Origin of the sequence: Duganella phyllosphaerae (assembly GCF_001758785.1) — a bacterium.
Taxonomy (GTDB): domain Bacteria; phylum Pseudomonadota; class Gammaproteobacteria; order Burkholderiales; family Burkholderiaceae_D; genus Rugamonas; species Rugamonas phyllosphaerae.
The window spans coordinates 72,662-91,760 of record NZ_LROM01000059.1; the positions used below are offsets into that span (position 1 = coordinate 72,662).

General features: G+C 62.7%; 19 protein-coding genes. 10 read left to right on the forward strand and 9 right to left on the reverse strand.

Features of this window, described 5'->3' with window-relative positions; translation table 11 throughout:
• Positions 1-51: 51 nt before the first annotated feature.
• The 4 genes from DUPY_RS05955 to DUPY_RS05970 are packed head-to-tail and all read right to left on the reverse strand — an operon-like array spanning position 52 to position 4,727.
• Positions 52-1,626: a chemotaxis protein CheW gene (locus DUPY_RS05955; RefSeq protein WP_070246912.1), complete on the reverse strand. Its 1,575-nt coding sequence runs from the start codon at positions 1,624-1,626 to the stop codon at positions 52-54.
• Positions 1,619-2,182, reverse strand: coding sequence for a chemotaxis protein CheD (locus tag DUPY_RS05960; protein ID WP_084640566.1), 564 nt, complete (start codon positions 2,180-2,182; stop codon positions 1,619-1,621). The genes DUPY_RS05955 and DUPY_RS05960 overlap by 8 nt, the downstream gene beginning before the upstream one ends.
• An 11-nt stretch (positions 2,183-2,193) precedes the next feature.
• Entirely contained in the window at positions 2,194-3,015 is an 822-nt protein-coding gene (locus DUPY_RS05965; protein ID WP_070246913.1) for a CheR family methyltransferase, read from the reverse strand.
• A gap of 14 nt (positions 3,016-3,029) precedes the next feature.
• The gene (locus tag DUPY_RS05970) at positions 3,030-4,727 is read right to left on the reverse strand and encodes a methyl-accepting chemotaxis protein (protein ID WP_070246914.1); all 1,698 of its coding nucleotides are present in this window, start codon (positions 4,725-4,727) and stop codon (positions 3,030-3,032) included.
• A 300-nt stretch (positions 4,728-5,027) separates the two neighbouring features.
• On the opposite strand from DUPY_RS05970, the gene DUPY_RS05975 reads away from it, so the two are divergent.
• Positions 5,028-7,115, forward strand: a complete 2,088-nt coding sequence (locus DUPY_RS05975; protein WP_070246915.1) for a 3-hydroxyacyl-CoA dehydrogenase NAD-binding domain-containing protein — start codon at positions 5,028-5,030, stop codon at positions 7,113-7,115.
• Positions 7,116-7,174: 59 nt separating this feature from the next.
• On the opposite strand, the gene DUPY_RS05980 is transcribed toward DUPY_RS05975, so the two are convergent.
• The gene (locus DUPY_RS05980) at positions 7,175-8,872 is read right to left on the reverse strand and encodes an MFS transporter (RefSeq protein WP_070246916.1); all 1,698 of its coding nucleotides are present in this window, start codon (positions 8,870-8,872) and stop codon (positions 7,175-7,177) included.
• Positions 8,873-9,110: 238 nt separating this feature from the next.
• Between DUPY_RS05980 and DUPY_RS05985 the strand changes: the two genes are divergently transcribed.
• The 3 genes from DUPY_RS05985 (at position 9,111) to DUPY_RS05995 (ending at position 11,014) form a co-directional block, all read left to right on the forward strand.
• Positions 9,111-9,413, forward strand: coding sequence for a Dabb family protein (locus DUPY_RS05985; RefSeq protein WP_070246945.1), 303 nt, complete (start codon positions 9,111-9,113; stop codon positions 9,411-9,413).
• A 2-nt stretch (positions 9,414-9,415) separates the two neighbouring features.
• On the forward strand, positions 9,416-10,414 hold the full coding sequence (locus tag DUPY_RS05990) for an NADP-dependent oxidoreductase (protein ID WP_141749439.1): 999 nt from the start codon (positions 9,416-9,418) through the stop codon (positions 10,412-10,414).
• Positions 10,415-10,483: 69 nt separating this feature from the next.
• Positions 10,484-11,014 carry a superoxide dismutase family protein gene (locus tag DUPY_RS05995; protein WP_070246918.1) on the forward strand — a complete coding sequence of 177 codons (531 nt, stop codon included), beginning with the start codon at positions 10,484-10,486 and terminating at the stop codon, positions 11,012-11,014.
• A 91-nt stretch (positions 11,015-11,105) separates the two neighbouring features.
• On the opposite strand, the gene DUPY_RS06000 is transcribed toward DUPY_RS05995, so the two are convergent.
• Positions 11,106-12,185, reverse strand: coding sequence for a tartrate dehydrogenase (locus tag DUPY_RS06000; protein ID WP_070246919.1), 1,080 nt, complete (start codon positions 12,183-12,185; stop codon positions 11,106-11,108).
• Positions 12,186-12,271: 86 nt separating this feature from the next.
• On the opposite strand from DUPY_RS06000, the gene DUPY_RS06005 reads away from it, so the two are divergent.
• The gene (locus DUPY_RS06005) at positions 12,272-13,186 is read left to right on the forward strand and encodes a LysR substrate-binding domain-containing protein (RefSeq protein ID WP_070246920.1); all 915 of its coding nucleotides are present in this window, start codon (positions 12,272-12,274) and stop codon (positions 13,184-13,186) included.
• Positions 13,187-13,199: 13 nt separating this feature from the next.
• On the forward strand, positions 13,200-13,634 hold the full coding sequence (locus DUPY_RS06010) for a GNAT family N-acetyltransferase (protein WP_070246921.1): 435 nt from the start codon (positions 13,200-13,202) through the stop codon (positions 13,632-13,634).
• Positions 13,635-13,719: 85 nt separating this feature from the next.
• On the opposite strand, the gene DUPY_RS06015 is transcribed toward DUPY_RS06010, so the two are convergent.
• Genes DUPY_RS06015 through ygfZ form a run of 3 tightly spaced genes read right to left on the reverse strand, consistent with a single transcriptional unit; the run spans position 13,720 to position 15,765 of the window.
• Positions 13,720-14,463 carry an NRDE family protein gene (locus DUPY_RS06015; protein ID WP_070246922.1) on the reverse strand — a complete coding sequence of 248 codons (744 nt, stop codon included), beginning with the start codon at positions 14,461-14,463 and terminating at the stop codon, positions 13,720-13,722.
• On the reverse strand, positions 14,454-14,741 hold the full coding sequence (locus DUPY_RS06020) for a DUF4936 family protein (RefSeq protein ID WP_070246923.1): 288 nt from the start codon (positions 14,739-14,741) through the stop codon (positions 14,454-14,456). Before DUPY_RS06020 ends, DUPY_RS06015 begins: the two co-directional genes overlap by 10 nt.
• Position 14,742: 1 nt before the next feature.
• A complete protein-coding gene (ygfZ, locus tag DUPY_RS06025) occupies positions 14,743-15,765 on the reverse strand; it encodes a CAF17-like 4Fe-4S cluster assembly/insertion protein YgfZ (RefSeq protein WP_070246924.1) in 1,023 nt (340 codons plus the stop codon).
• Between the two features lie 179 nt (positions 15,766-15,944).
• Between ygfZ and mltG the strand changes: the two genes are divergently transcribed.
• From mltG to DUPY_RS06045, 4 genes are all read left to right on the forward strand, one after another.
• On the forward strand, positions 15,945-16,934 hold the full coding sequence (gene mltG / locus DUPY_RS06030; protein ID WP_070246925.1) for an endolytic transglycosylase MltG: 990 nt from the start codon (positions 15,945-15,947) through the stop codon (positions 16,932-16,934).
• Positions 16,935-16,940: 6 nt separating this feature from the next.
• Positions 16,941-17,561, forward strand: coding sequence for a dTMP kinase (gene tmk / locus DUPY_RS06035; RefSeq protein ID WP_070246926.1), 621 nt, complete (start codon positions 16,941-16,943; stop codon positions 17,559-17,561).
• Between the two features lie 34 nt (positions 17,562-17,595).
• Positions 17,596-18,342 (forward strand): AAA family ATPase, encoded by a 747-nt coding sequence (locus DUPY_RS06040; protein ID WP_070246927.1) that lies wholly within the window; start codon positions 17,596-17,598, stop codon positions 18,340-18,342.
• 99 nt (positions 18,343-18,441) lie between these two features.
• Positions 18,442-18,900 carry a GNAT family N-acetyltransferase gene (locus DUPY_RS06045; RefSeq protein ID WP_070246928.1) on the forward strand — a complete coding sequence of 153 codons (459 nt, stop codon included), beginning with the start codon at positions 18,442-18,444 and terminating at the stop codon, positions 18,898-18,900.
• The last annotated feature ends 199 nt before the right edge of the window (positions 18,901-19,099 follow it).

Genomic DNA, 19,099 nt, shown 5'->3' on the forward strand with positions numbered 1-19,099 from the left:
TGCGGCGCCGGCAAGCATCGCCGGTATCGCGCTACTGTAAACCAGCGGCGCTCACGCCGCCAGTGCGGGCAGCTCCTGTGCCAGCCGTCCCAGCAGGCGGTCGCATTCGAACACGCTCAGGGTCTGGTGGGCGTCACCTTCGCCCTCGATGTCGATCACGTCCGGCATGTCGCCGCTGGGTCCGGCGCTGGCGGGGTCGGTGCTGCGCATGATGCGAGGCGCTGCGAAGCGGCGGCTGTCTTCGATGGTCATGATGTTTTGCACGGCATCGACCATCAAGCCGAATTTTTCCATGCCCTGCGCCCCGGCGCGCTCGACCACCAGGATCCTGGTCTGCGCCGTGGCCTGTATCGGCGCCATGCCGTACAGGCTGCGCAGGTCGATCACGCTGATCATCTGCTGGCGCAGGTTGAGCATGCCGCGCATGAAGTCCGGCATGCCGGGCGGGCGCGCGATGTCATCGGAAAAGTCGATGATTTCGCGCACCTGCTTGATCTCGACCGCGTAGATATTGTCGAGCGCAAAGGTGAGATAGACCTGTCGCTGGCTGCGCCGCGCTTCGCGCGCCGCCACGGTGGCTGCCGCGGTGTCGTCGGTGGGGTACAGGCGGGCGTGGCCGGTGCGCATCTCGACGATTTCCGCACTCGACAGGATTTGCCGGTGATCGAGCACGATCACGTCGGTTTGCGCCGGGCAGGTGATGCAGCCGGCAAACATGCCGGCGCGGGCGCGGCTGAGCAGCGGGATCGCCATCAGGTCTTCGGCATAGTAATTGACGATGCTGTCCACCGAATCGACCAGGAAGCCGATGGTGGCGTCGTCGATGCGGGCGATCACGATGCGCTGGTCGGGCAGGAACTGGCGCGCGGCGCAGCTGGCATTCGCGCTTGCCTTGCTTGCACCGGGCGAGGTCAGCAGGGTGCTGAAACACACGATGGCCACCGGGCTGCCGCGAAAATTGATGCGGCCCAGGCACAGCGCGCTGTTGAGGATGGACGGCTGGATGTCCGGCACGCGGATGATTTCCTGGATCGCGGCCATGTCGAACGCAAATTTCGACCCGGCCGCATGGAAACTCACGCACTGGCGGCGCTCGCCCTGGTGGCGCCGCGCCGCCTGCCGCCCGGCGCTTTGCAGCGCCAGCACTTGCGGCACGTTTTCGATGCGCACCAGCGCGGCCGGATCGAGCACTTGCAGCAAGCGGGCGCCGTCGGCCAGCAGGATGGTGCCGGCGATCACTGCGTGCTCGGCGCCGGGCGCGTAGCTGAGCGTGCTGCGCTGCTCGGGCCGCACGCGCAGGATCTCGCCGGTGGCGTGGAACAGGATGCCGACCAGCACGCCCTGGTAGTCGAGGATGGCGATCTTGTGGCTGCGCTCGGCGGCAGGCGCGGCCGGATCGAACACGCGGCTGAGGTTGACCACCGGGATCACCGTGCCGCGCAGGTTGAACATGCCGTCGAGGAAGGGCGGCGACAGTGGCACGACCGTCATCTTGTCGGGGTAATTGACCACCTCGCGGATGCAACTGGCGGGCAGGGCGAACTCGTCCGGGCCCAGCAGGAACGAGCCGAACAACTCTACTGCTGCCCTGCTGGCAGCCATGCTGCTGTCCACGGTGTCAGGCATGGTGTACCGCCTGGGCAGATTGTGCGATGGCGCTCACGCGGACTTCCTGGGTGGCGCAATCGACGGTCAGGGTACGGCCGCACTTGCCGCCCACTTCGGCAAAGCGCACGTTCAGGCCATGCAGGCGCAGGTGTTTCTGGGCGGCGTCGATGTTTTGCTGACCGACCTGGAAACGCGCCGAGCAGGCCGAGAGCATATTGCCGCCGCCTGCCACCACGACGTCGATGTCGGCGTAATCGGCCACGCAGGCGCCCATCAGGCGCAGCAGCGACGGCACGGCCTGGCTGACGTAGCGGGCGCCCAGCTCGGTCGGCGGTACTGGCGACTCGGGCAGCAGGCAATGGGCCAGGCCGCAGCGGCCGCGTTTTTTCCACAGCAGGGCGATGCCTACGCACGAGCCCAGCAGGGCTTGCAACTGGTCGGTGCGGGCGCCCACGCGCAGTTCGCCGATGTTGACGTGGTAGCAGCGCTGCTTGCCTGTCGCAGCGATGGGGGTGGCGTCGGCGTCGAACCACGGCGTGGCCGTGGCGGAGAATAGGGAGTGGTGTGCATGCATGGCGGCGCCGGTCATTTTTCCAAGCGATAAATCATCGGCCGATCGAAATGGCAGGCGGTGTCGAGGCCAGAAATCGATTCGGATTCACCCAGGATCAGCCGGGCATGGGGCGCCATACTGTGGCGGACTTGCTGCAGCACGGTCTGCTGGTGTTCCTGGTCGAAGTAGATCAGGACATTACGCAGGAACACAAGATCGAACTGTTTGGGTTGTTTCAGTGGCGTGAGCAGGTTGTGTTGGGCCAGTTCCACGTGTTTCTTGAGTGCATCGACAATTTGCAGGCCGTGCGTGCTGGCCTGGAAATATTTCTTTACCCATTCCGGGTGGCTGGCACGGATTCTTTCGACCGAGCGGCCCGCGTAGCGGCCTGCGCGCGCCTGCGCGAGAATCTGCTGCGAGATATCGGTGGCATAGATCTGGTAAGTGAAAGCCGGCGTGACGGCCTTGAATTCTTCGCACAGGATGGCCATCGAATACAGTTCCTCGCCGCTCGAAGCTGCGGCCGACCACACTTTGAGGGTGTTGCCGGCGTGGTCGCGCTGCCACTGCGGCAGGAATTCTTGCTCCACGTAATCCCACACCTGGGGGGTGCGGAAAAACACGGTGTCGTTGGTGGTCACCAGGTCGATGAAGTGCGGTACTTCGTTACGGTCTTTGACCACTTTGTCGAGGTAGGCCTGGTAGCTGGCGATCTCGAGCGCCTGCATCCGCGGCCGCAGCCGGCCTTCGAGCAGTACGCTCTTGCGTTCGGACATGGCAATGCCGGTGTGCTCGCGCACCAGCGCGATCAGCGCGGTCAGCGTTTCGGGCTGAATGCCGGCAGCGAGCTTCATCGCGCTACTCCCGCTTACACCACGAAGCCGGACACGGTTTTGTTGAGGTCGCCGGCGCGCTGGTTCAGCCCCTCGGTCGAGCGGGCGATGCTGTCACAGGCAGCGGCCGATTTTTCCGCTTCTTCGGCAATGTATTGCACGGCGGTAGCGACTTCGCGCGCGGTCAGCTGCTGTTCGTTGGTGGCCATCGAGATGTCGGAAATGGCGGCCGTGGTCTTGGCGACGCCGGCGACGATCTTGTCGAATGCTTCGCTGGCCTGGCGCGAAATATCGCTGCCAGCCGAGACGCGCTTGACCGATTCGTTGATCAGCTTGGAAATTTCCTTGGTCGCCTGCGACGAGCGCTCGGCCAGCTTGCGCACTTCGTCGGCCACCACCGAGAAGCCCAGGCCGTGCTCGCCTGCGCGCGCGGCCTCGATGGCGGCGTTAAAGGCCAGCATATTGGTCTGGGTGGCAATTTCGCTGATGACCTTGACGATTTCGCCGATGTCTTCGGACGAACGGTTGATCAGGTCCATCGCTTCGATCGACTTGGCGACCGCCTTGGCGCCGATCTCGGCTTCGCGCTGGGTATCCTTGGCCAGCGCGTCGGCATTGTTGCTATTGCCGGCGATGATGTTGATCGAGCTGCTCAGGCCATCGATCGACGCATTCATTTGCTCGACCGTGGCGCCCAGCGCCTGGGTGCCGACCGCCACCGCGTTGGAGCGCTCGGCAATGGTGGTGGATGTGTCGGACAGGCCGTTGGCCGAGGCTACCACGTCGGCGATCACCTTGCGCAGGTCGGCAATCATCTTGCTGATGCCTTCGGCCAGCTGGTCGAGCGGTTCGTCGCCGGAGATGTCGATCTGGCTGGTGAGGTCGCCCTGAGCGGCGCGCTCGACCGAAAGCAGCAGGCTATGGATCTTGGTGCTATCCGATTGCGCCTTGGCGACCACCGATGTTTCCAGTTCTACCTGTGCGGTAATATCGCTGGCAAATTTAACCACTTTGTAAGGTTTGCCATTCAAATCGAGTACCGGATTATAAGTCGCTTGTATCCATACTGTTTTGCCATGGTTGCCAATGCGTTTATAACGGCCGGTGTCGAATTCGCCACGGCCCAGTTTTTGCCAGAAACGCTTGTAGTCGCTGCTGGTGGCATATTCCAGGTCGCAAAACATGCGGTGGTGTTCGCCGCGAATATCGTCGATCTCGTAACCCATCACCGCGAGAAAATTGTCGTTGGCACTGAGGACATGGCCGCTCATGTCGAATTCGATCACGGCCTGGGCTTTGCCGATGGCGGCGACCTTGCTTTCGTACTCTGCGTTCTTGAGCTTGCTGTCGGTGATCACGGTGGCGAACTTGATCACCTTGTAGGGCTGGCCCTGGTCATCGATGATGGGGTTGTACGAGGCATTGATCCAGATTTCGCGGCCGTCCTTGCCGATGCGCTTGTAGTCGCCACGGTCGAATTCGCCTCGCGCCAACTTGTCCCAGAACGCCTTGTAGGCGCCGGACTGAACGAATTCCGGCGCGCAGAACATGGCGTGGTGCTTGCCCTGCACTTCGTCCAGTGCGTAGCCCACGGTGGCCAGGAAATTCTCGTTGGCGTGCAGGATGGTGCCGTCCAGGTCAAACTCGATCAAGGCTTGCACCCGGTTGAGCGCGGTATTAATGGCTTGCAAATCCTGCTCGCGGGAATGAATGACCTGGGTATGCGCGTCCATAATTGTCCTGTTATATTTGGAGAGAATTATTTCAAGGTAAATATTGTAAAATCATCGCGTGACGCCAATATGCGGCAGCGTTTCATTATTCAGGTCCGCCCCCGAAAATTCAAGCATGTTTGATTAATATCGCAGTGTAATGTATTTTATTTTCCACTGGGAATTAATATTTGAATAAAACTGGATTTCTTATTCTCTTGCAGGCAAAGCGCGCTCTCCGCATTCAAAAGCGGGTGGCGGTTTGATCAAGTTTTCAGGTACGATCACGGTCCGGGCCCGCAGGCCATCAAGGGACTACACATGACTGCCCAATACCAGGTTCACGGCGCCGTTGCCGTCATCACACTGAACAATCCGCCGGTCAACGGCATGGGACTGGCCACGCGCACCGCTGCCGTCGCCGGCATCGAGCGCGCGCTGGCCGACGCTGCCGTTACTGCGATTGTCATCACCGGCGCCGGCAAGGCGTTCTCGGGCGGCGCCGATATCCGCGAATTCAATTCGCCCAAGGCGCTGGCCGAGCCGTCGCTGCACACGTTTATCGCCACCGCCGAGGGTTCCACCAAGCCGGTCGTCGCTGCCATTCACACGATCTGCATGGGCGGGGGGCTGGAGCTATCGCTCGGCTGCCATTACCGCGTGGCGCTGCCTGGCGCCAGGATCGCGCTGCCGGAAGTGAAGCTGGGCCTGCTGCCGGGCGCCGGCGGCACCCAGCGCCTGCCACGCGTGCTGGGCCTGGAGCAGGCCCTGACCATGATCGTCACCGGTGAGCCGGTGCTGTCCGAAAAACTGGCCGACACGCCGCTGTTCGACCGCGTGTTCGCGCCCGGCGCCGACTTGATCGCCGAGGCGGTAGCGTTTGCCGAGGGCATCGCCGACATCCGGCCGCTGCCCAAGGTGCGCGACCGGACGGTCGACCATCCGCATGCGCAAGCAGTGCTGCAAACTGCGCGCGAGCAGGCCGCCGCCAAGGCGCCCGGCTACCCGGCGCCGCTCGAGTGCATCGCTACCGTGGGCGCCTCGGTGACGATGCCGTTCGAGGACGGCATGAAGTTCGAACGCGAGCGTTTCATGCACTTGATCCAGAGCACCGAATCGAAAGCGCTGCGCCATGCGTTTTTTGCCGAACGCGTGGCCGGCAAGGTGCCCGATGTGCCGGCCGATACGCTGCTGCGCACGATCAGCTCGGCGGCGGTCATCGGCGCCGGTATGATGGGCGTGGGCATCGCCATGAATTTCCTCAACGCCAGCATCCCGGTAGTGATACTGGAAACCTCGCAGCCAGCGCTGGACCAGGGCCTGGCAGCGCTGCGCAAGCTGTACGACAACGCCGTCGCCAAGGGCAAACTCAAGCCTGAGCAATTGCAGCAGCGCCTGGCGCTGGTGCACGGTACGCTGGACCACGCCGACGTGGCGCAGGCCGATATCGTGGTGGAAGCCGTGTTCGAAGACCTGGCGGTCAAGCAGGCCGTGTTCCGCGCACTCGACGTGGTGGTCAAGCCGGGCGCCATCCTGGCCACCAACACGTCCACCCTCGACGTCGATGCGATCGCCGCGGTGACGGGCCGCCCACAGGATGTGCTGGGCTTGCACTTCTTCAGCCCGGCGCACGTGATGAAACTGCTGGAAATCGTGCGCGGACAGCACACCGCCATCGACGTGCTGGCCACCGCGCTGGCGCTGTCGAAAAAACTGCGCAAGACCGGCGTGGTCGCGCGCGTGTGCGACGGCTTCATCGGCAACCGCATGATCGAGCAGTACAGCCGCCAGGCCGGATTTTTGCTGGAAGAGGGCGCCTTGCCGGCGCAGGTGGATGCGGCTGTCGAGCGCTTCGGCTTTGCCATGGGACCGTTCCGCATGGCTGACCTGGCCGGCAACGACATCGGCCAGGCGATCCGCCAGCGCCGGGCGGTGGAACGGCCGGACCTGGCCTATTCCAGAACTGCCGACCTGCTATGTGCGATGGGCCGGCTGGGCCAGAAGACCGGCGCCGGCTGGTATGACTATCGTGCAGGCGAGCGCACGCCCCATCCGAATGCCGAGGTCGATGCGATGATTGTCGCCCACTCGGCACAACTGGGCCTGGAGCGCCGCGTTATCAGCGACAACGAAATCGTCGAGCGGCTGGTGTATGCGCTGGTCAACGAGGGCGCGCGCATCCTGGCGGAAGGTATCGCCTCGCGCGCGTCCGATATCGACATGGTGTACCTGACCGGCTACGGCTTCCCGCCGTACCGCGGCGGCCCGATGTTTTATGCCGATACGGTGGGGTTGCCAGCGGTGCTGGCCGCCGTCGAACACTACGCGGCCGGCCGCCATGGCGACGCCTGGACACCGGCACCGCTGCTGGTGCGGCTGGCGGCGGAAGGCAAGACGTTTAGCGCCTGAAAAAAAATGGCCGGTCCCGCTCGCACGGAACCGGCCACCCGGATTGTCGTTCTGAAAGATCAGTCGTTGGCGTAGATGTCGTTATCCTTGGTTTCACCGACAAACAAGGCGCCAATCACGACCGTGATGATGGCAATGATGATCGGGTACCACAAGCCGTAATAGATATCGCCCTTGAACGCCACCAGCGCGAACGAGATGGTGGGCAGCAGGCCGCCGAACCAGCCGTTGCCGATGTGATACGGCAGCGACATCGACGTGTAGCGTATGCGGGTGGGGAACATTTCCACCAGCATCGCAGCAATCGGCCCGTACACCATGGTCACATACAGCACCAGGATGAACAGGATCAGCACCACCATCGGCTTGTTGATCTGGGCGTCATCGGCCTTGGTGGGGTAGCCCGCCACCTTGATCGCGTCCACCACGTCTTTCTTGAGCGCGGCTTCGGTCTTCTTGCTCTCGGCGCTGAAGTTGAGGTTATCCGGCGTCATGACCGCGTTGAACGAGGTGATTTCCTTCTCGCCGATGCGCACCTTGGCAATCGATCCGGCCGGCGCGTCCTCGTGGGTGTAGGCCACCGAGGCGCGCGACAGGATGCCGGCGGCGATGTCGCATGACGACGGGAACTTGCGCTGGCCGGTCGGGTTGAACTGGAAGTTGCACGATGCTGGATCGGCCACCAGCACCACCGGCGAGTTTTTCAGCGCCATTTCCAGCGCCGGATTGCCGTAGTGCGTGAGCGCCTTGAACAGCGGGAAGTAGGTGGCCGCCGCGATGATGCAGCCGCCGAGGATGATCCACTTGCGGCCGATCTTGTCCGACAGCACGCCAAAGATGATGAAGAACGGCGTGGCCAGCGCCAGCGACGTGGCGGTCATGATGTTGGCGGTGGCGCCGTCGATCTTTAGCGTTTCGGTCATGAAGAACAGGGCATAGAACTGGCCCGTGTACCACACCACCGCCTGGCCCATGGTCAGTCCGATCAGGGCCAGGATCACCACTTTCAGGTTGCGCCATTGGCCGAAGGCTTCGCTCAGCGGCGCCTTGGAGGTCTTGCCCTCTGCCTTCATCTTGGCAAACGCCGGCGATTCGTGCATCGACATGCGGATCCACACCGACACGCCCAGCAGCAGGATCGACACCAGGAACGGCACGCGCCAGCCCCAGGCCTGGAACTCGTCCTCGCCGATCGCCGTGCGCGTGCCCAGGATCACCAGCAAGGAGAGGAACAGTCCCAGCGTGGCCGTGGTCTGGATCCAGGCTGTAAACGCGCCGCGCTTGCCCGGCGGCGCGTGTTCGGCCACGTAGGTGGCGGCGCCACCGTACTCGCCGCCCAGCGCCAGGCCCTGCAGGATGCGTAGGAACACCAGCGCGATCGGCGCCGCGATGCCGATGGCGGCGTACCCAGGCAACAGCCCGACGATGAAGGTGGACGCGCCCATGATCAGGATGGTGACCAGGAAGGTATATTTACGGCCGATCATGTCGCCCAGGCGGCCGAACACCAGCGCGCCGAACGGACGCACGATGAAACCGGCGGCAAAGGCCAGCAGCGCGAAAATGAAAGTGGTGGTGGGTTCGCCGATGAAGAACTGCTTGGCGATAATCGGCGCCAGCGCGCCATACAGGTAGAAGTCGTACCATTCGAACACGGTGCCCAGCGATGAGGCGAAGATGACCTTGCGTTCCTCTGGTGTGATCGGCGCGCCCTTGGGCTGGTTGCGCGGATCGGCGGTACCCGACGGTGTTGCCATGTTTGTCTCCTTTTTTAGAGTTGCTTATTAGAGTTTTTTTCGCGGCAGACCAGCAAAACCGGTTGAGCAAACATGCAGAAGACAAGCTCGACAGTTTCCAGATCGACAGCTTGGCAGCGAGTGTGAGCGCCGAACCTTGCGCCAAACTTACAAGCAAAAACAAGGCGGAGCGGGTGGCCGCAGCTTGCATTGTGCTATTCTTGCCACCCTTTATTTGCAATGGCGGTTGGAGAAATTCATGTTGAAACACATCGTGATGTGGAAACTCAAGGACCATGCGGAAGGCGCCGATCGGGCCGCCAACGCCATCAGGATGAAAGCCTTGTTGGATGGTTGCGCCAACATCGTGCCGGGCATCCTTGCTTTCGAGGCGGTGCTGGCCCAGCCCGGCCTGGAAGCGACTTACGACGTGGTGCTGTATTCCGAATTCACCGGCAAGGAGGCGCTGAACGCCTACCTCGAGCATCCTGCCCACGTGGCCATCAAGCCGTTCGTTGCGGCCGTGCGCAGCGAGCGCCAGTGCATGGACTACGAGGTGTGATGGTGCCGGGCAGCTACCAACGCATGGTTCTGGCCAGCCGTCCGCGCGGCGCCGTGACGCCGGCTAACTTCCGGCTCGAAACCGTGACCGTACCGGCCCTGCAGGACGGCGAGCTGCTGGTGCGCAACCATTACCTGTCGCTCGATCCGTACATGCGCGGGCGCATGAGCGCGGCGAAAAGCTATGCGGCGTCGCAGGCGCTCGACCAGACCATGATCGGCGGCACTGTCGGCGAGGTGGTGGCGTCGCGCCATGCCGGCTTTGCAGTGGGCGATGCGGTGGTTGGCGTGCTGGGCTGGGCAGAGATGGCGGTGACCGACGGCGCCCAGTTGCGCAAGGTCGATGCGAGCAAGCTGCCCTTGTCGGCCTACCTGGGTGCGGTGGGCATGCCGGGCATGGCTGCCTGGTATGGCCTGAACCGGATCATCGCGCCCAAGGTGGGCGAAACCGTGGTGGTGTCGGCTGCCAGCGGCGCGGTGGGCAGCGTGGTCGGGCAGTTGGCCCGGCTGCAGGGCTGCCGCGTGGTCGGTATTGCCGGGGGGCCGGCCAAGTGCGCTTACGTGGTCGATGAACTCGGTTTCGATGCCTGCATCGACTACAAGGCCGGCAAGCTCGAGGCCGACCTGGCCGCCGCCACCCCGGACGGCATCGACGGCATCTTCGAAAACGTCGGTGGCGCCACGCTCGACGCGGCGCTGGCGCGGAGCAACGCTTTCGGCCGGGTGGCGCTGTGCGGCCTGATCGGCGGCTTCGGCGGCGCCGACATGGCGATCCACAACGCCCGCTTGCTGCTGATCAACCGCCTGACGGTGCAGGGCTTCATCGTGACCGAGCACATGGATCTGTGGGACCAGGGCCTGGCGCAATTGGCCGAACTCGTGGCGAGCGGGCAGGTCAAATACCGCGAAACCGTGGCGCACGGGCTCGCTGCGGCGCCCGACGCGTTCATCGGTTTACTGCAGGGGTTCAATTTTGGCAAGCAATTGGTAAAGTTGATATGATTTGATCGCGTTGTGCCGCATCAATAGAGCGGCACATTTCGTTCGATGACGTCTACAAGGAACCACACAATGAAAACAGCCGTACTCAGCTGCATCCTGGCGCTGGCCGCCATCCAGGCCGCTGGTGTTGCCAACGCCGCCAACGTCACCGCCGAGGCCAAGCTGGCGCCTACCGCCAACAGCAAAACCTCGGGCCTGGTTACCTTCGAGCAAACCGCCGATGGCGTGCACGTCAAAGCCAAGGTGGAGGGACTGACGCCCGGCCTGCACGGCTTCCACATCCACGAAAAAGGTGATTGCTCGGCGCCGGACGGCAGCAGCGCCGGCGGCCACTTCAATCCGACCAGCGCGCCGCACGGCGATCCGGCCCACACCAGCAAGCACAGCGGCGATTTCGGCAACATCACGGCCGATGCCAAGGGCGTGGCCATGCTGGACGTGAAAGTGCCGCTGTCGCAGCTGACGCTCACCGAAGGCAGCCCGGTCAACGCGCTCAACCGCGGCGTGATCGTGCACACCGCGCCGGACGACCTGAAGACGCAGCCGACCGGCAATGCGGGCGGCCGGCTGGCCTGTGGTGTGATTACTGCGTCCAAGTAACCCCGCACGGCAAGCAGGGGACGGACCCGGTACGGGTCCTTCCCCACGCCACGCAAGCTGCATTATCTGGAACAGTCGTGCGGGCTGTGGCCTATCCCAGCAGGGCCGCAATCGCCGCGCCCGCCTCGGTCGTACTTGCCGCGCCGCCCAGGTCCGGGGTGCGCACCCCATTCGCAATGCTGGCCTCGATCGCCGCCAGGATCGCATCATGCGCGGCCCGGTAATTGGCGTCGCCCTTGCCCAAAAAGTCCAGCATCATCGCCCCCGACCAGATCATCGCCACCGGGTTGGCGATGTTTTGGCCGTAGATGTCGGGCGCGGAGCCATGCACCGGCTCGAACAGCGACGGCCAGGTACGTTCGGGATTGAGGTTGGCCGACGGCGCGATGCCGATGGTGCCGGTGCACGCCGGCCCCAGGTCCGACAGGATGTCACCGAACAGATTGGATGCCACCACCACGTCGAAGCGCTCCGGCGACAGCACGAAACGCGCCGCCAGGATGTCGATGTGGTACTGGTCGCAGCGCACGTCCTGGTACTGCCGGCCCATCAACGCGAAACGTTCGTCCCAGTACGGCATGCTGATCGAGATGCCGTTCGACTTGGTCGCCGAGGTCAGGTGCTTTTTGGGTCGCGACTGCGCCAGTTCGAACGCGTATTGCAGCACGCGATCGACGCCGGTGCGGGTGAAGACCGACTCCTGCAACACGAACTCGCGGTCGGTGCCTTCGAACATCTTGCCGCCCACGGACGAATACTCGCCCTCGGTGTTTTCACGCACGATGTAAAAATCGATGTCGCCGGGCTGCTTGTTGGCAAGCGGACACGGCACGCCGGGCATCAGGCGCACCGGGCGCAGATTGACGTACTGGTCGAACTGGCGGCGGAATTTCAGCAGCGAGCCCCACAGCGATACGTGATCAGGCACCAGCGCCGGCCAGCCTACGGCGCCGAAGAAGATGGCGTCGAAGCCCTTGAGTTGCTCGAACCAGTCGTCCGGCATCATCTTGCCGTGCTCGGCGTAGTAGTCGCAGCTGGCCCACTCGAAGGTGGTCCATTCGATGCCGATCTCGAAGCGGCGCGCGGCTGCGTCCACCACGCGTATGCCCTCGGGCATGACTTCCTTGCCGATGCCGTCGCCGGCGATGACTGCGATTTTATGCGTGTGCATGGCGATCTCCTTGGGTGATGATCGAGCATAGCGCGATTCCATTGCGTTTAGAATATGACATTTCGTCACCGCATGGATCACGGAACGTGAATAATGATATTCAAAACAGCGACCTGCGCGTGTTTGCCGCCGTGGTGCGCAAGGCCAGCTTTGCCGGTGCGGCTGCCGAGCTGGGCATGTCGCCCGCTTTCGTCAGCAAGCGCATCGCCGTGCTGGAGGCCGCGCTCGGTGTTCGCTTGTTTCATCGCAGCACGCGCAAGGTGGTGGTCAGCGCCGATGGCGAGCAGGTGTATGCGCGGGCATTGACCATCCTGGACAGCCTCGACAGCCTGTTTGACGAAGTGGCCGAACGCCAGGGTGTGCCGCGCGGCCAGTTGCGGGTGAGCAGCAGCTTCGGTTTTGGGCGCAACGTGTTGGCACCGGCCATTGCGCAACTGGTCGCTGCACACCCGGCGCTGCAAGTGCGCTTCGAGGTGCTCGACCGGCTGGTCGATATCATGGCGGAAGGGTTCGACCTCGATATCCGGGTGGGAGAGGACATTGAACCCAACCTGATCGCCCGCAAGCTCATGAGCAACCACCGCATCCTGTGCGCAGCGCCGGCCTACCTGGTCCGGCGCGGCACGCCGCGCACGGTGGCCGAACTGTCCGGCCACGATTGCCTGCCCATCAAGGAACGCGACCTGCCGTTCGGCGTGTGGCGGCTGCGCCACGGCGCCGATGGTGACGTGGTGGTGAAAGTGACCGGGCCGCTATCGACCAACCATGGCGAAATCGCGCTGCAATGGGCGGTGGCTGGCGCCGGCATCGTGCTGCGCTCGTTGTGGGACGCCCAACCGCACCTTGAGCGGGGCACACTTGTGCAGGTGCTACCCGGTTACACCCAGGAAGCCAATGTCTGGGCCGTGTATCCGCAACGCTTGGCAAGCTCTGCAAAAGTGCGGGTGTGCGTGGACTTCCTCGAACGGTACCTTGCGTGCGACAATCATCGTTTTCCTTAAGCAAATCGACGCCATGAACGACACCGTCCACCACACGATCCGCTACGGCGACTGGGCCACCATGTCTGCTGAAGCCAAACTGATACGCACCGAAGTATTTGTCGAAGAGCAGGGCGTGCCTGCCGAACTGGAAATGGACAATATGGATGTGCTGTGCCTGCACGCGGTGGCGTACGACGCCGCCGGTGAACCGATCGGCACCGGCCGCCTGCTGCCCGACGGCCACATCGGCCGCATGGCCGTGCGCAAGTCCGGCCGCGGCACCGGCGTGGGCGGCGCCTTGTTGCAAGGCCTGATGGCGCAAGCCCGCGCACGCGGCGAAAGCCTGGTCGCGCTGAGCGCCCAATCGCACGCCGCCGCCTTCTACCAGCGCCACGGCTTCGCCATCGAAGGCGAAGAGTTCTACGAAGCAGGCATCCGCCACATCAATATGAACCACAAGTTCTAAGTTCGGGGTCAGTGCCGACATTCAGACACGAACTGGGCCATACGGCTGTTGGGCTCGTGTCCAGATGTCGGCACTGACCCCGAAGTTAATGGATGAGTTCTTCCTGCAGGGTGGCGGTGGCGTCGGCGTAGAGTTTGACCACCGTGGAGGTGCGGGTGCCGTAGCCGGGGCTTTCGATTTTTACTGACGACAGCACGCGTTCAACCTCGAGCGGAACGCCAGTTTCCGGCAGGCGCTGGTCAGGGGCGGGGGTGGTGTCGGACAGCATTTCGAAGAAGGCGTCGTCCGGCGCGCCCAGGCAGAGCAGGCTGGCAAATTGGGCCTTGGTTTTGAGCACTTTCGGCCACGGGGCGTCGAGCAGCGCATTGGAGACGCCGTACACGCCCGGTTCGAGCGGCTGGCCGTTGCGCGGGTCGGCGTCACCCCGGTTGGAGTACCAGATCAGGGTGTCACGGTCGCCGATGACCAGATTGAAGCCGTTGTATCGATCGGCGCGCTGGCGCAGTGCATCGATGTATTCCTGCGGACTCATGCAGCCGGCCAGGTAGTCGGCCACCAGTTGGCCGCGTGACGGGGCGTCGTCGCGGTGTTCGGCCGGCGCGCGGATGTTGGTGATCGCGGCGAACCGTGCGCCGTTGCCGCATTCGTTCGGGTGGGTGATACCCATCCAGCTGCCGCCCGCTTGCAGGTCGCGGCCGGCAAACACTTGCGGATGCTCGGGCCACGGTGCGGCCGGCGCAGTGGCGCGCTGGTAGAACTCGTCACGATTGGCGGCAGCCACCAGGGGCACTGTCGGCAATACTTTCCAGGCGAAGACGATCAGGCACATGGCACGACATCCATGAACGCTTCCACGTGGCGCGCGCCGACGATCCACTGCGCCAGGCCGGCGCGCTCTACTGCGTCGGCCAGCGTGGCGGCGAAGTTGCCGGGCGCTGCCGGATAGACTTCCATCCAGGTCTGGATATCATCATTCGACTCGGGACGGCGCTTGAGTTCGCCTTTAATGGCGAACTGTGCGGCGAATTGCGCCTGCATGGCGGCAACCGCCGCCTGCAGGGATGCCGCGTCGGCGTCCCTGACCTTGTAATAAATATAGAGATCCATGCTAGAGGTCGAGCGGTTCCAGCACGTACGGCAGCGCGAGGAAGGTCAATGCTGGACCTTCGGCCGAGCCCAGGCGCACCGACGCCGCTTCGATCGCGGCCAGTTTCATTTCCACCAGCGCATCGACGCCGCCGTTGCCGTTCGGTGCAGCGTTGACGATCATGCCGCAAGGCTGGGCCGGATCGGCCGTGGCAAATACCTCGGCGCCAGCAGCGGCAGCCGGGTCGGCGATGCTGACCAGCGTGGTACGACGCTTGAGCTTGCCAAGATACTGGCTGCGGGCGACGATTTCCTGGCCCGGGTAGCAGCCCTTCTTGAAATTGACCGCGCCCAGCAATTCAAAATTGACCATCTGCGGTACGAACTGCTCTTGCGTGGTCTTGTCGATCTGCGGCACGCCCGAGTGGATTTCCGCCAGGCGCCAGGCCTGGGCGCCGCCCACCACCAATTTATCAGCGAGTTCGGCGGCAATGGTGTCGGCAGTGGCGGCCGACATCAGCCACTGGTAGCGTGCGAAACCGAAAGCATCGGCCACGCGCAACAGCGTTCCCAGTGGATGTTCCACCCGGGTGAACGGCTTGGCGGGCAGGGCGTCGAACCAGTTTTGCAGCACGACTTCGGCCTTGTCGCCGCCAAAGCCCAGCACCACTTCCATGCCAGGCAATTCGGTGGCGTCGGTGAGCTTGGTCTTGGCGCGCAGCACGAACATCGACAGGCGCTTTTGCACCGGCGCCTGGATCTCGCGCGGCAGTTGCAAAAAGATGGTGGTGGCGCTGCGCCACATCAGGAACGAGGCCAGCAGGCGGCCCTTGGGCGAGCAATAGCCGGCCAGGCGCACATCATCGGCGCCCAGGTGCTCAACATCGTTGGTCAGTTGGCTATGCAGGAACTTCGCCGACTCTTCGCCATCGAGGGCAATGATGCCCTGGCCGGTGATCGGTGCGACAAAGCCGGCGGCAAGCGCGGCGGTGGTCAGCGGGCTTGCCGGCGCGGCGGCGGATAACAGTTCGGTCCAGGATGACATAATTTCCAATATTTAGCGTCGCATATGACGGTGTAGGTGACGATTACGCATTATCATTACGGGCTCATTATAGTGATGTCGCGTCGATCGCGTCGGCAACGGTGCAAAACCGCTCGTAATGCTGGCGCATCGCTGCTGGAAGTGGCAAGCTGGTCGATTGATTCAAATATGGCGTAGAAATGGCTTTTATTAAAAAAATAATCACACTCTGCATCCTGGTCGCGCTGACGGCTGGCGGTTACTTTATTTACTGGCAGCAATCGCCTATCCTCACCGGCGATACCGCGCCGATAGACTTCACCATCGTGCCCGGCAGTGGCGCCCACGCTGCCGGCCAGCAAATCGCCGAAGCGGGCGTGCCGATCCAGCCGCTGCTGTTCAACCTGCTGGCACGCGGTACCGGCAAGAGCAGCCGCATCAAGGCCGGTTCGTACGAACTCAAACCCGGCACCACGCCCACCCAGCTGATCAACCAGCTGGCGCGCGGCGAGTTCGCGCAGGAGCAGCTGACCATCATCGAAGGCTGGAGCTTTCGCCAGATGCGCGCCGCCATCGACGCCCATCCCGGCCTCAAGCACGACACCATCACCCTCAGTGATACCGAACTGATGAAAGCCATCGGCTCCGGGTACGAGCGTCCGGAAGGCCTGTTCTTCCCCGATACGTATTTGTTCGCAAAGGGTTCGAGCGAACTGCAGATCTATCGCCAGGCCCACGCGATGATGATCAAGCGGCTCGACGCGGCCTGGGCCAAGCGCGACGCCGGCCTGCCATATAAAACCCCGTACGAAGCGCTGACTATGGCGTCCATCGTGGAAAAGGAAACCGGGCAAAAGTCCGAGCGCAACATGATTGCCGCGGTATTCGTCAACCGCCTGCGGCTGGGCATGATGTTGCAGACCGATCCGACCGTGATCTATGGCATGGGCCTGAAATACGAGGGCAATATCCGCAAGCGCGACCTGGAAACCGACACGCCGTTCAATACCTACACCCGCACCGGCCTGCCGCCGACGCCGATTTCGCTGCCCGGCGTGGAATCGCTGGCCGCCGCCATGGCGCCCGCCAAATCTTCCGCCCTGTATTTCGTTGCGCGCGGCAATGGCACCAGTAAATTCTCAGACAACCTGCCCGACCATAACCGGGCAGTGAACCAGTATCAACGATAAGAAATAATGACCGATCCAAAATTCCTCACCTTCGAAGGCATCGACGGCGCCGGCAAGTCCACACACATCGCTTTCGTCAGCAAGTACCTGCAAGACCGCGGCATCGACCTGGTCAGTTCGCGCGAACCGGGCGGCACCCAGCTCGGCGAAAAGCTGCGCGAACTGGTGCTGCACGAAACCATGCACCTGGAAACCGAAGCACTCCTGATGTTTGCCAGCCGCCGCGAGCACATCGCGCAGGTGATCGCGCCCGCTCTTGCACGCGGCGCCTGGGTGATTTCCGACCGATTTACCGACGCCAGCTTCGCCTACCAGGGCGGCGGCCGTGGCATGGACCTGGCCAAGCTGGATGCGCTGGAACAATGGGTACATCCGCATCTGCAACCGGATTTGACCCTGCTGTTCGACGTCCCGCTGGACGTGGCGCGCGCGCGCCTGGACGCCACCCGCACGCTCGACAAGTTCGAGCAGGAAAAGACCGATTTTTTCGCCGCCACCCGCAATGAATACCTGCGCCGCGCCGGGCAGTTTCCGCAGCGCTTCCGGCTGATCGATTCCACCCGCACGATTGCCGAGATCGAGGTGGAACTGGCCAGCATACTCGACCAGTTGCTGGCGTCGCACTAGCCGCAGCTTGCGCTGACTCAACACGGACCGCACCATGATCTCTACCCAGTATGTGTCGCAAGTCCGGTTAAGAGTGGCGGACGTGCCGGGATTCGACCGGTACCCATTCTCACTGCCAGCCGTGCGTCATCTCGACGTACTCGACCTGCATCCGAAGGTGACCTTCATCGTCGGCGAGAACGGCTCCGGCAAGTCGACGCTGATGGAGGCGATCGCCGTATCGTTCGGCTTCAATGCCGAGGGCGGCACCCGCAATTTCGGCTTCGGCACGCGCGCATCGCATTCTGTGCTGCACAAGTACCTGCGGCTGTCGAAGGGGATACGCCAGCCGCGCGACGGCTTTTTCCTGCGCGCTGAAAGCTTCTTCAACCTGGCCACCGAGATCGAAAAGCTCGATGCGGAGCCTGCGCCGGCGCCACCGATCATCAATTCTTACGGCGGCAAATCGCTGCACGAGCAGTCGCACGGGGAATCGTTCTTTTCACTGGTGATGCACCGCTTCGGCGGCAAGGGGTTCTACGTTCTCGACGAACCGGAAGCGGCGCTCTCGCCGCAGCGCCAGTTGTCGCTGCTGACCCGCATTCACGACCTGGTGAAAGACCAGTCGCAATTCGTCATCACCACCCATTCGCCTATCCTGATGGCCTATCCCGACGCCGTGATCTACCAGTGCACGGACACCGGCATTCACCAGGTAACGTACGAGGAAACCGAGCACTTCCAGGTCATGCATGACTTCGTGGTCAATCCGAAGCGGATGCTTGATATTTTGCTGGAGTAGCGACTGTTAGAAAAGGAATCAGGACCATGGCAATCCCGCCAAAAGGAAGTCGTCGCATAACATCTGGAATCATTGCTCTGAATCAGTTGAGAGGTAGTAATGTCGATTCGTAAAGCTCTTGCTTCCGATAATTTCGGGGCCAAGGCTGTAGTGCAGAAATCTTTAGCTTCTTTCGGTTTGCTCGCGGATTTTGACACCCTGGATGCTGCCATTGGCGCGCTGGGCCTGGTCAATAGCCCTAACGCAATCGAATTAGTGGCGGAAGTCGATGGCAAACTGGTCGGCTGCCTCGCAATTCAGCGTAAGGAAGGGAATGTCGCCAAGCTGTTCGGCTTCCACGTTGACGCGAGCATGCAGGGACGGGGTATCGGCCGCGCGCTGCTGGCTGAAGGAATAGCACAGGCCGTTACCCATGATGTTGTTCAACTGGAACTCGAGACGTGGGGCAATATGGGTGCTGCGGTTCACTTGTACGAGTCCCTGGGATGGATACGCGGCCCCGACCCGCTACCAGAAAGTGGCGCGGACCGGTTTTACAGCCTGGCGCTACCGAGGTAGGCAGAAAACGGCAGCTCAGACGCACCAAGGGATAAATGCGGGAATATGCTGAGAAAAATCTGTAAAAAAATTCGGCCGTTTCCTTGGCAATCAATTTCCCTGGCTCCTTTCTCTAGCGTCGTTAGCCGAGGCTGAAGCAAAGTCTCTGTTCCGCAGATTCGTCCTGCATCTGCCGTGTCAGCTCCGCACCTGCGCTTTG

Excerpts from the sequence above, each read along its gene's own strand:
- DUPY_RS05955 (WP_070246912.1), bottom strand. The coding sequence starts at position 1,626 with ATGCCTGACACCGTGGACAGCAGCATGGCTGCCAGCAGGGCAGCAGTA.
- DUPY_RS05960 (WP_084640566.1), bottom strand. The coding sequence starts at position 2,182 with ATGCATGCACACCACTCCCTATTCTCCGCCACGGCCACGCCGTGGTTC.
- DUPY_RS05965 (WP_070246913.1), bottom strand. The coding sequence starts at position 3,015 with ATGAAGCTCGCTGCCGGCATTCAGCCCGAAACGCTGACCGCGCTGATC.
- DUPY_RS05970 (WP_070246914.1), bottom strand. The coding sequence starts at position 4,727 with ATGGACGCGCATACCCAGGTCATTCATTCCCGCGAGCAGGATTTGCAA.
- DUPY_RS05975 (WP_070246915.1), top strand. The coding sequence starts at position 5,028 with ATGACTGCCCAATACCAGGTTCACGGCGCCGTTGCCGTCATCACACTG.
- DUPY_RS05980 (WP_070246916.1), bottom strand. The coding sequence starts at position 8,872 with ATGGCAACACCGTCGGGTACCGCCGATCCGCGCAACCAGCCCAAGGGC.
- DUPY_RS05985 (WP_070246945.1), top strand. The coding sequence starts at position 9,111 with ATGTTGAAACACATCGTGATGTGGAAACTCAAGGACCATGCGGAAGGC.
- DUPY_RS05995 (WP_070246918.1), top strand. The coding sequence starts at position 10,484 with ATGAAAACAGCCGTACTCAGCTGCATCCTGGCGCTGGCCGCCATCCAG.
- DUPY_RS06000 (WP_070246919.1), bottom strand. The coding sequence starts at position 12,185 with ATGCACACGCATAAAATCGCAGTCATCGCCGGCGACGGCATCGGCAAG.
- DUPY_RS06010 (WP_070246921.1), top strand. The coding sequence starts at position 13,200 with ATGAACGACACCGTCCACCACACGATCCGCTACGGCGACTGGGCCACC.
- DUPY_RS06015 (WP_070246922.1), bottom strand. The coding sequence starts at position 14,463 with ATGTGCCTGATCGTCTTCGCCTGGAAAGTATTGCCGACAGTGCCCCTG.
- DUPY_RS06020 (WP_070246923.1), bottom strand. The coding sequence starts at position 14,741 with ATGGATCTCTATATTTATTACAAGGTCAGGGACGCCGACGCGGCATCC.
- ygfZ (WP_070246924.1), bottom strand. The coding sequence starts at position 15,765 with ATGTCATCCTGGACCGAACTGTTATCCGCCGCCGCGCCGGCAAGCCCG.
- mltG (WP_070246925.1), top strand. The coding sequence starts at position 15,945 with ATGGCTTTTATTAAAAAAATAATCACACTCTGCATCCTGGTCGCGCTG.
- tmk (WP_070246926.1), top strand. The coding sequence starts at position 16,941 with ATGACCGATCCAAAATTCCTCACCTTCGAAGGCATCGACGGCGCCGGC.
- DUPY_RS06040 (WP_070246927.1), top strand. The coding sequence starts at position 17,596 with ATGATCTCTACCCAGTATGTGTCGCAAGTCCGGTTAAGAGTGGCGGAC.
- DUPY_RS06045 (WP_070246928.1), top strand. The coding sequence starts at position 18,442 with ATGTCGATTCGTAAAGCTCTTGCTTCCGATAATTTCGGGGCCAAGGCT.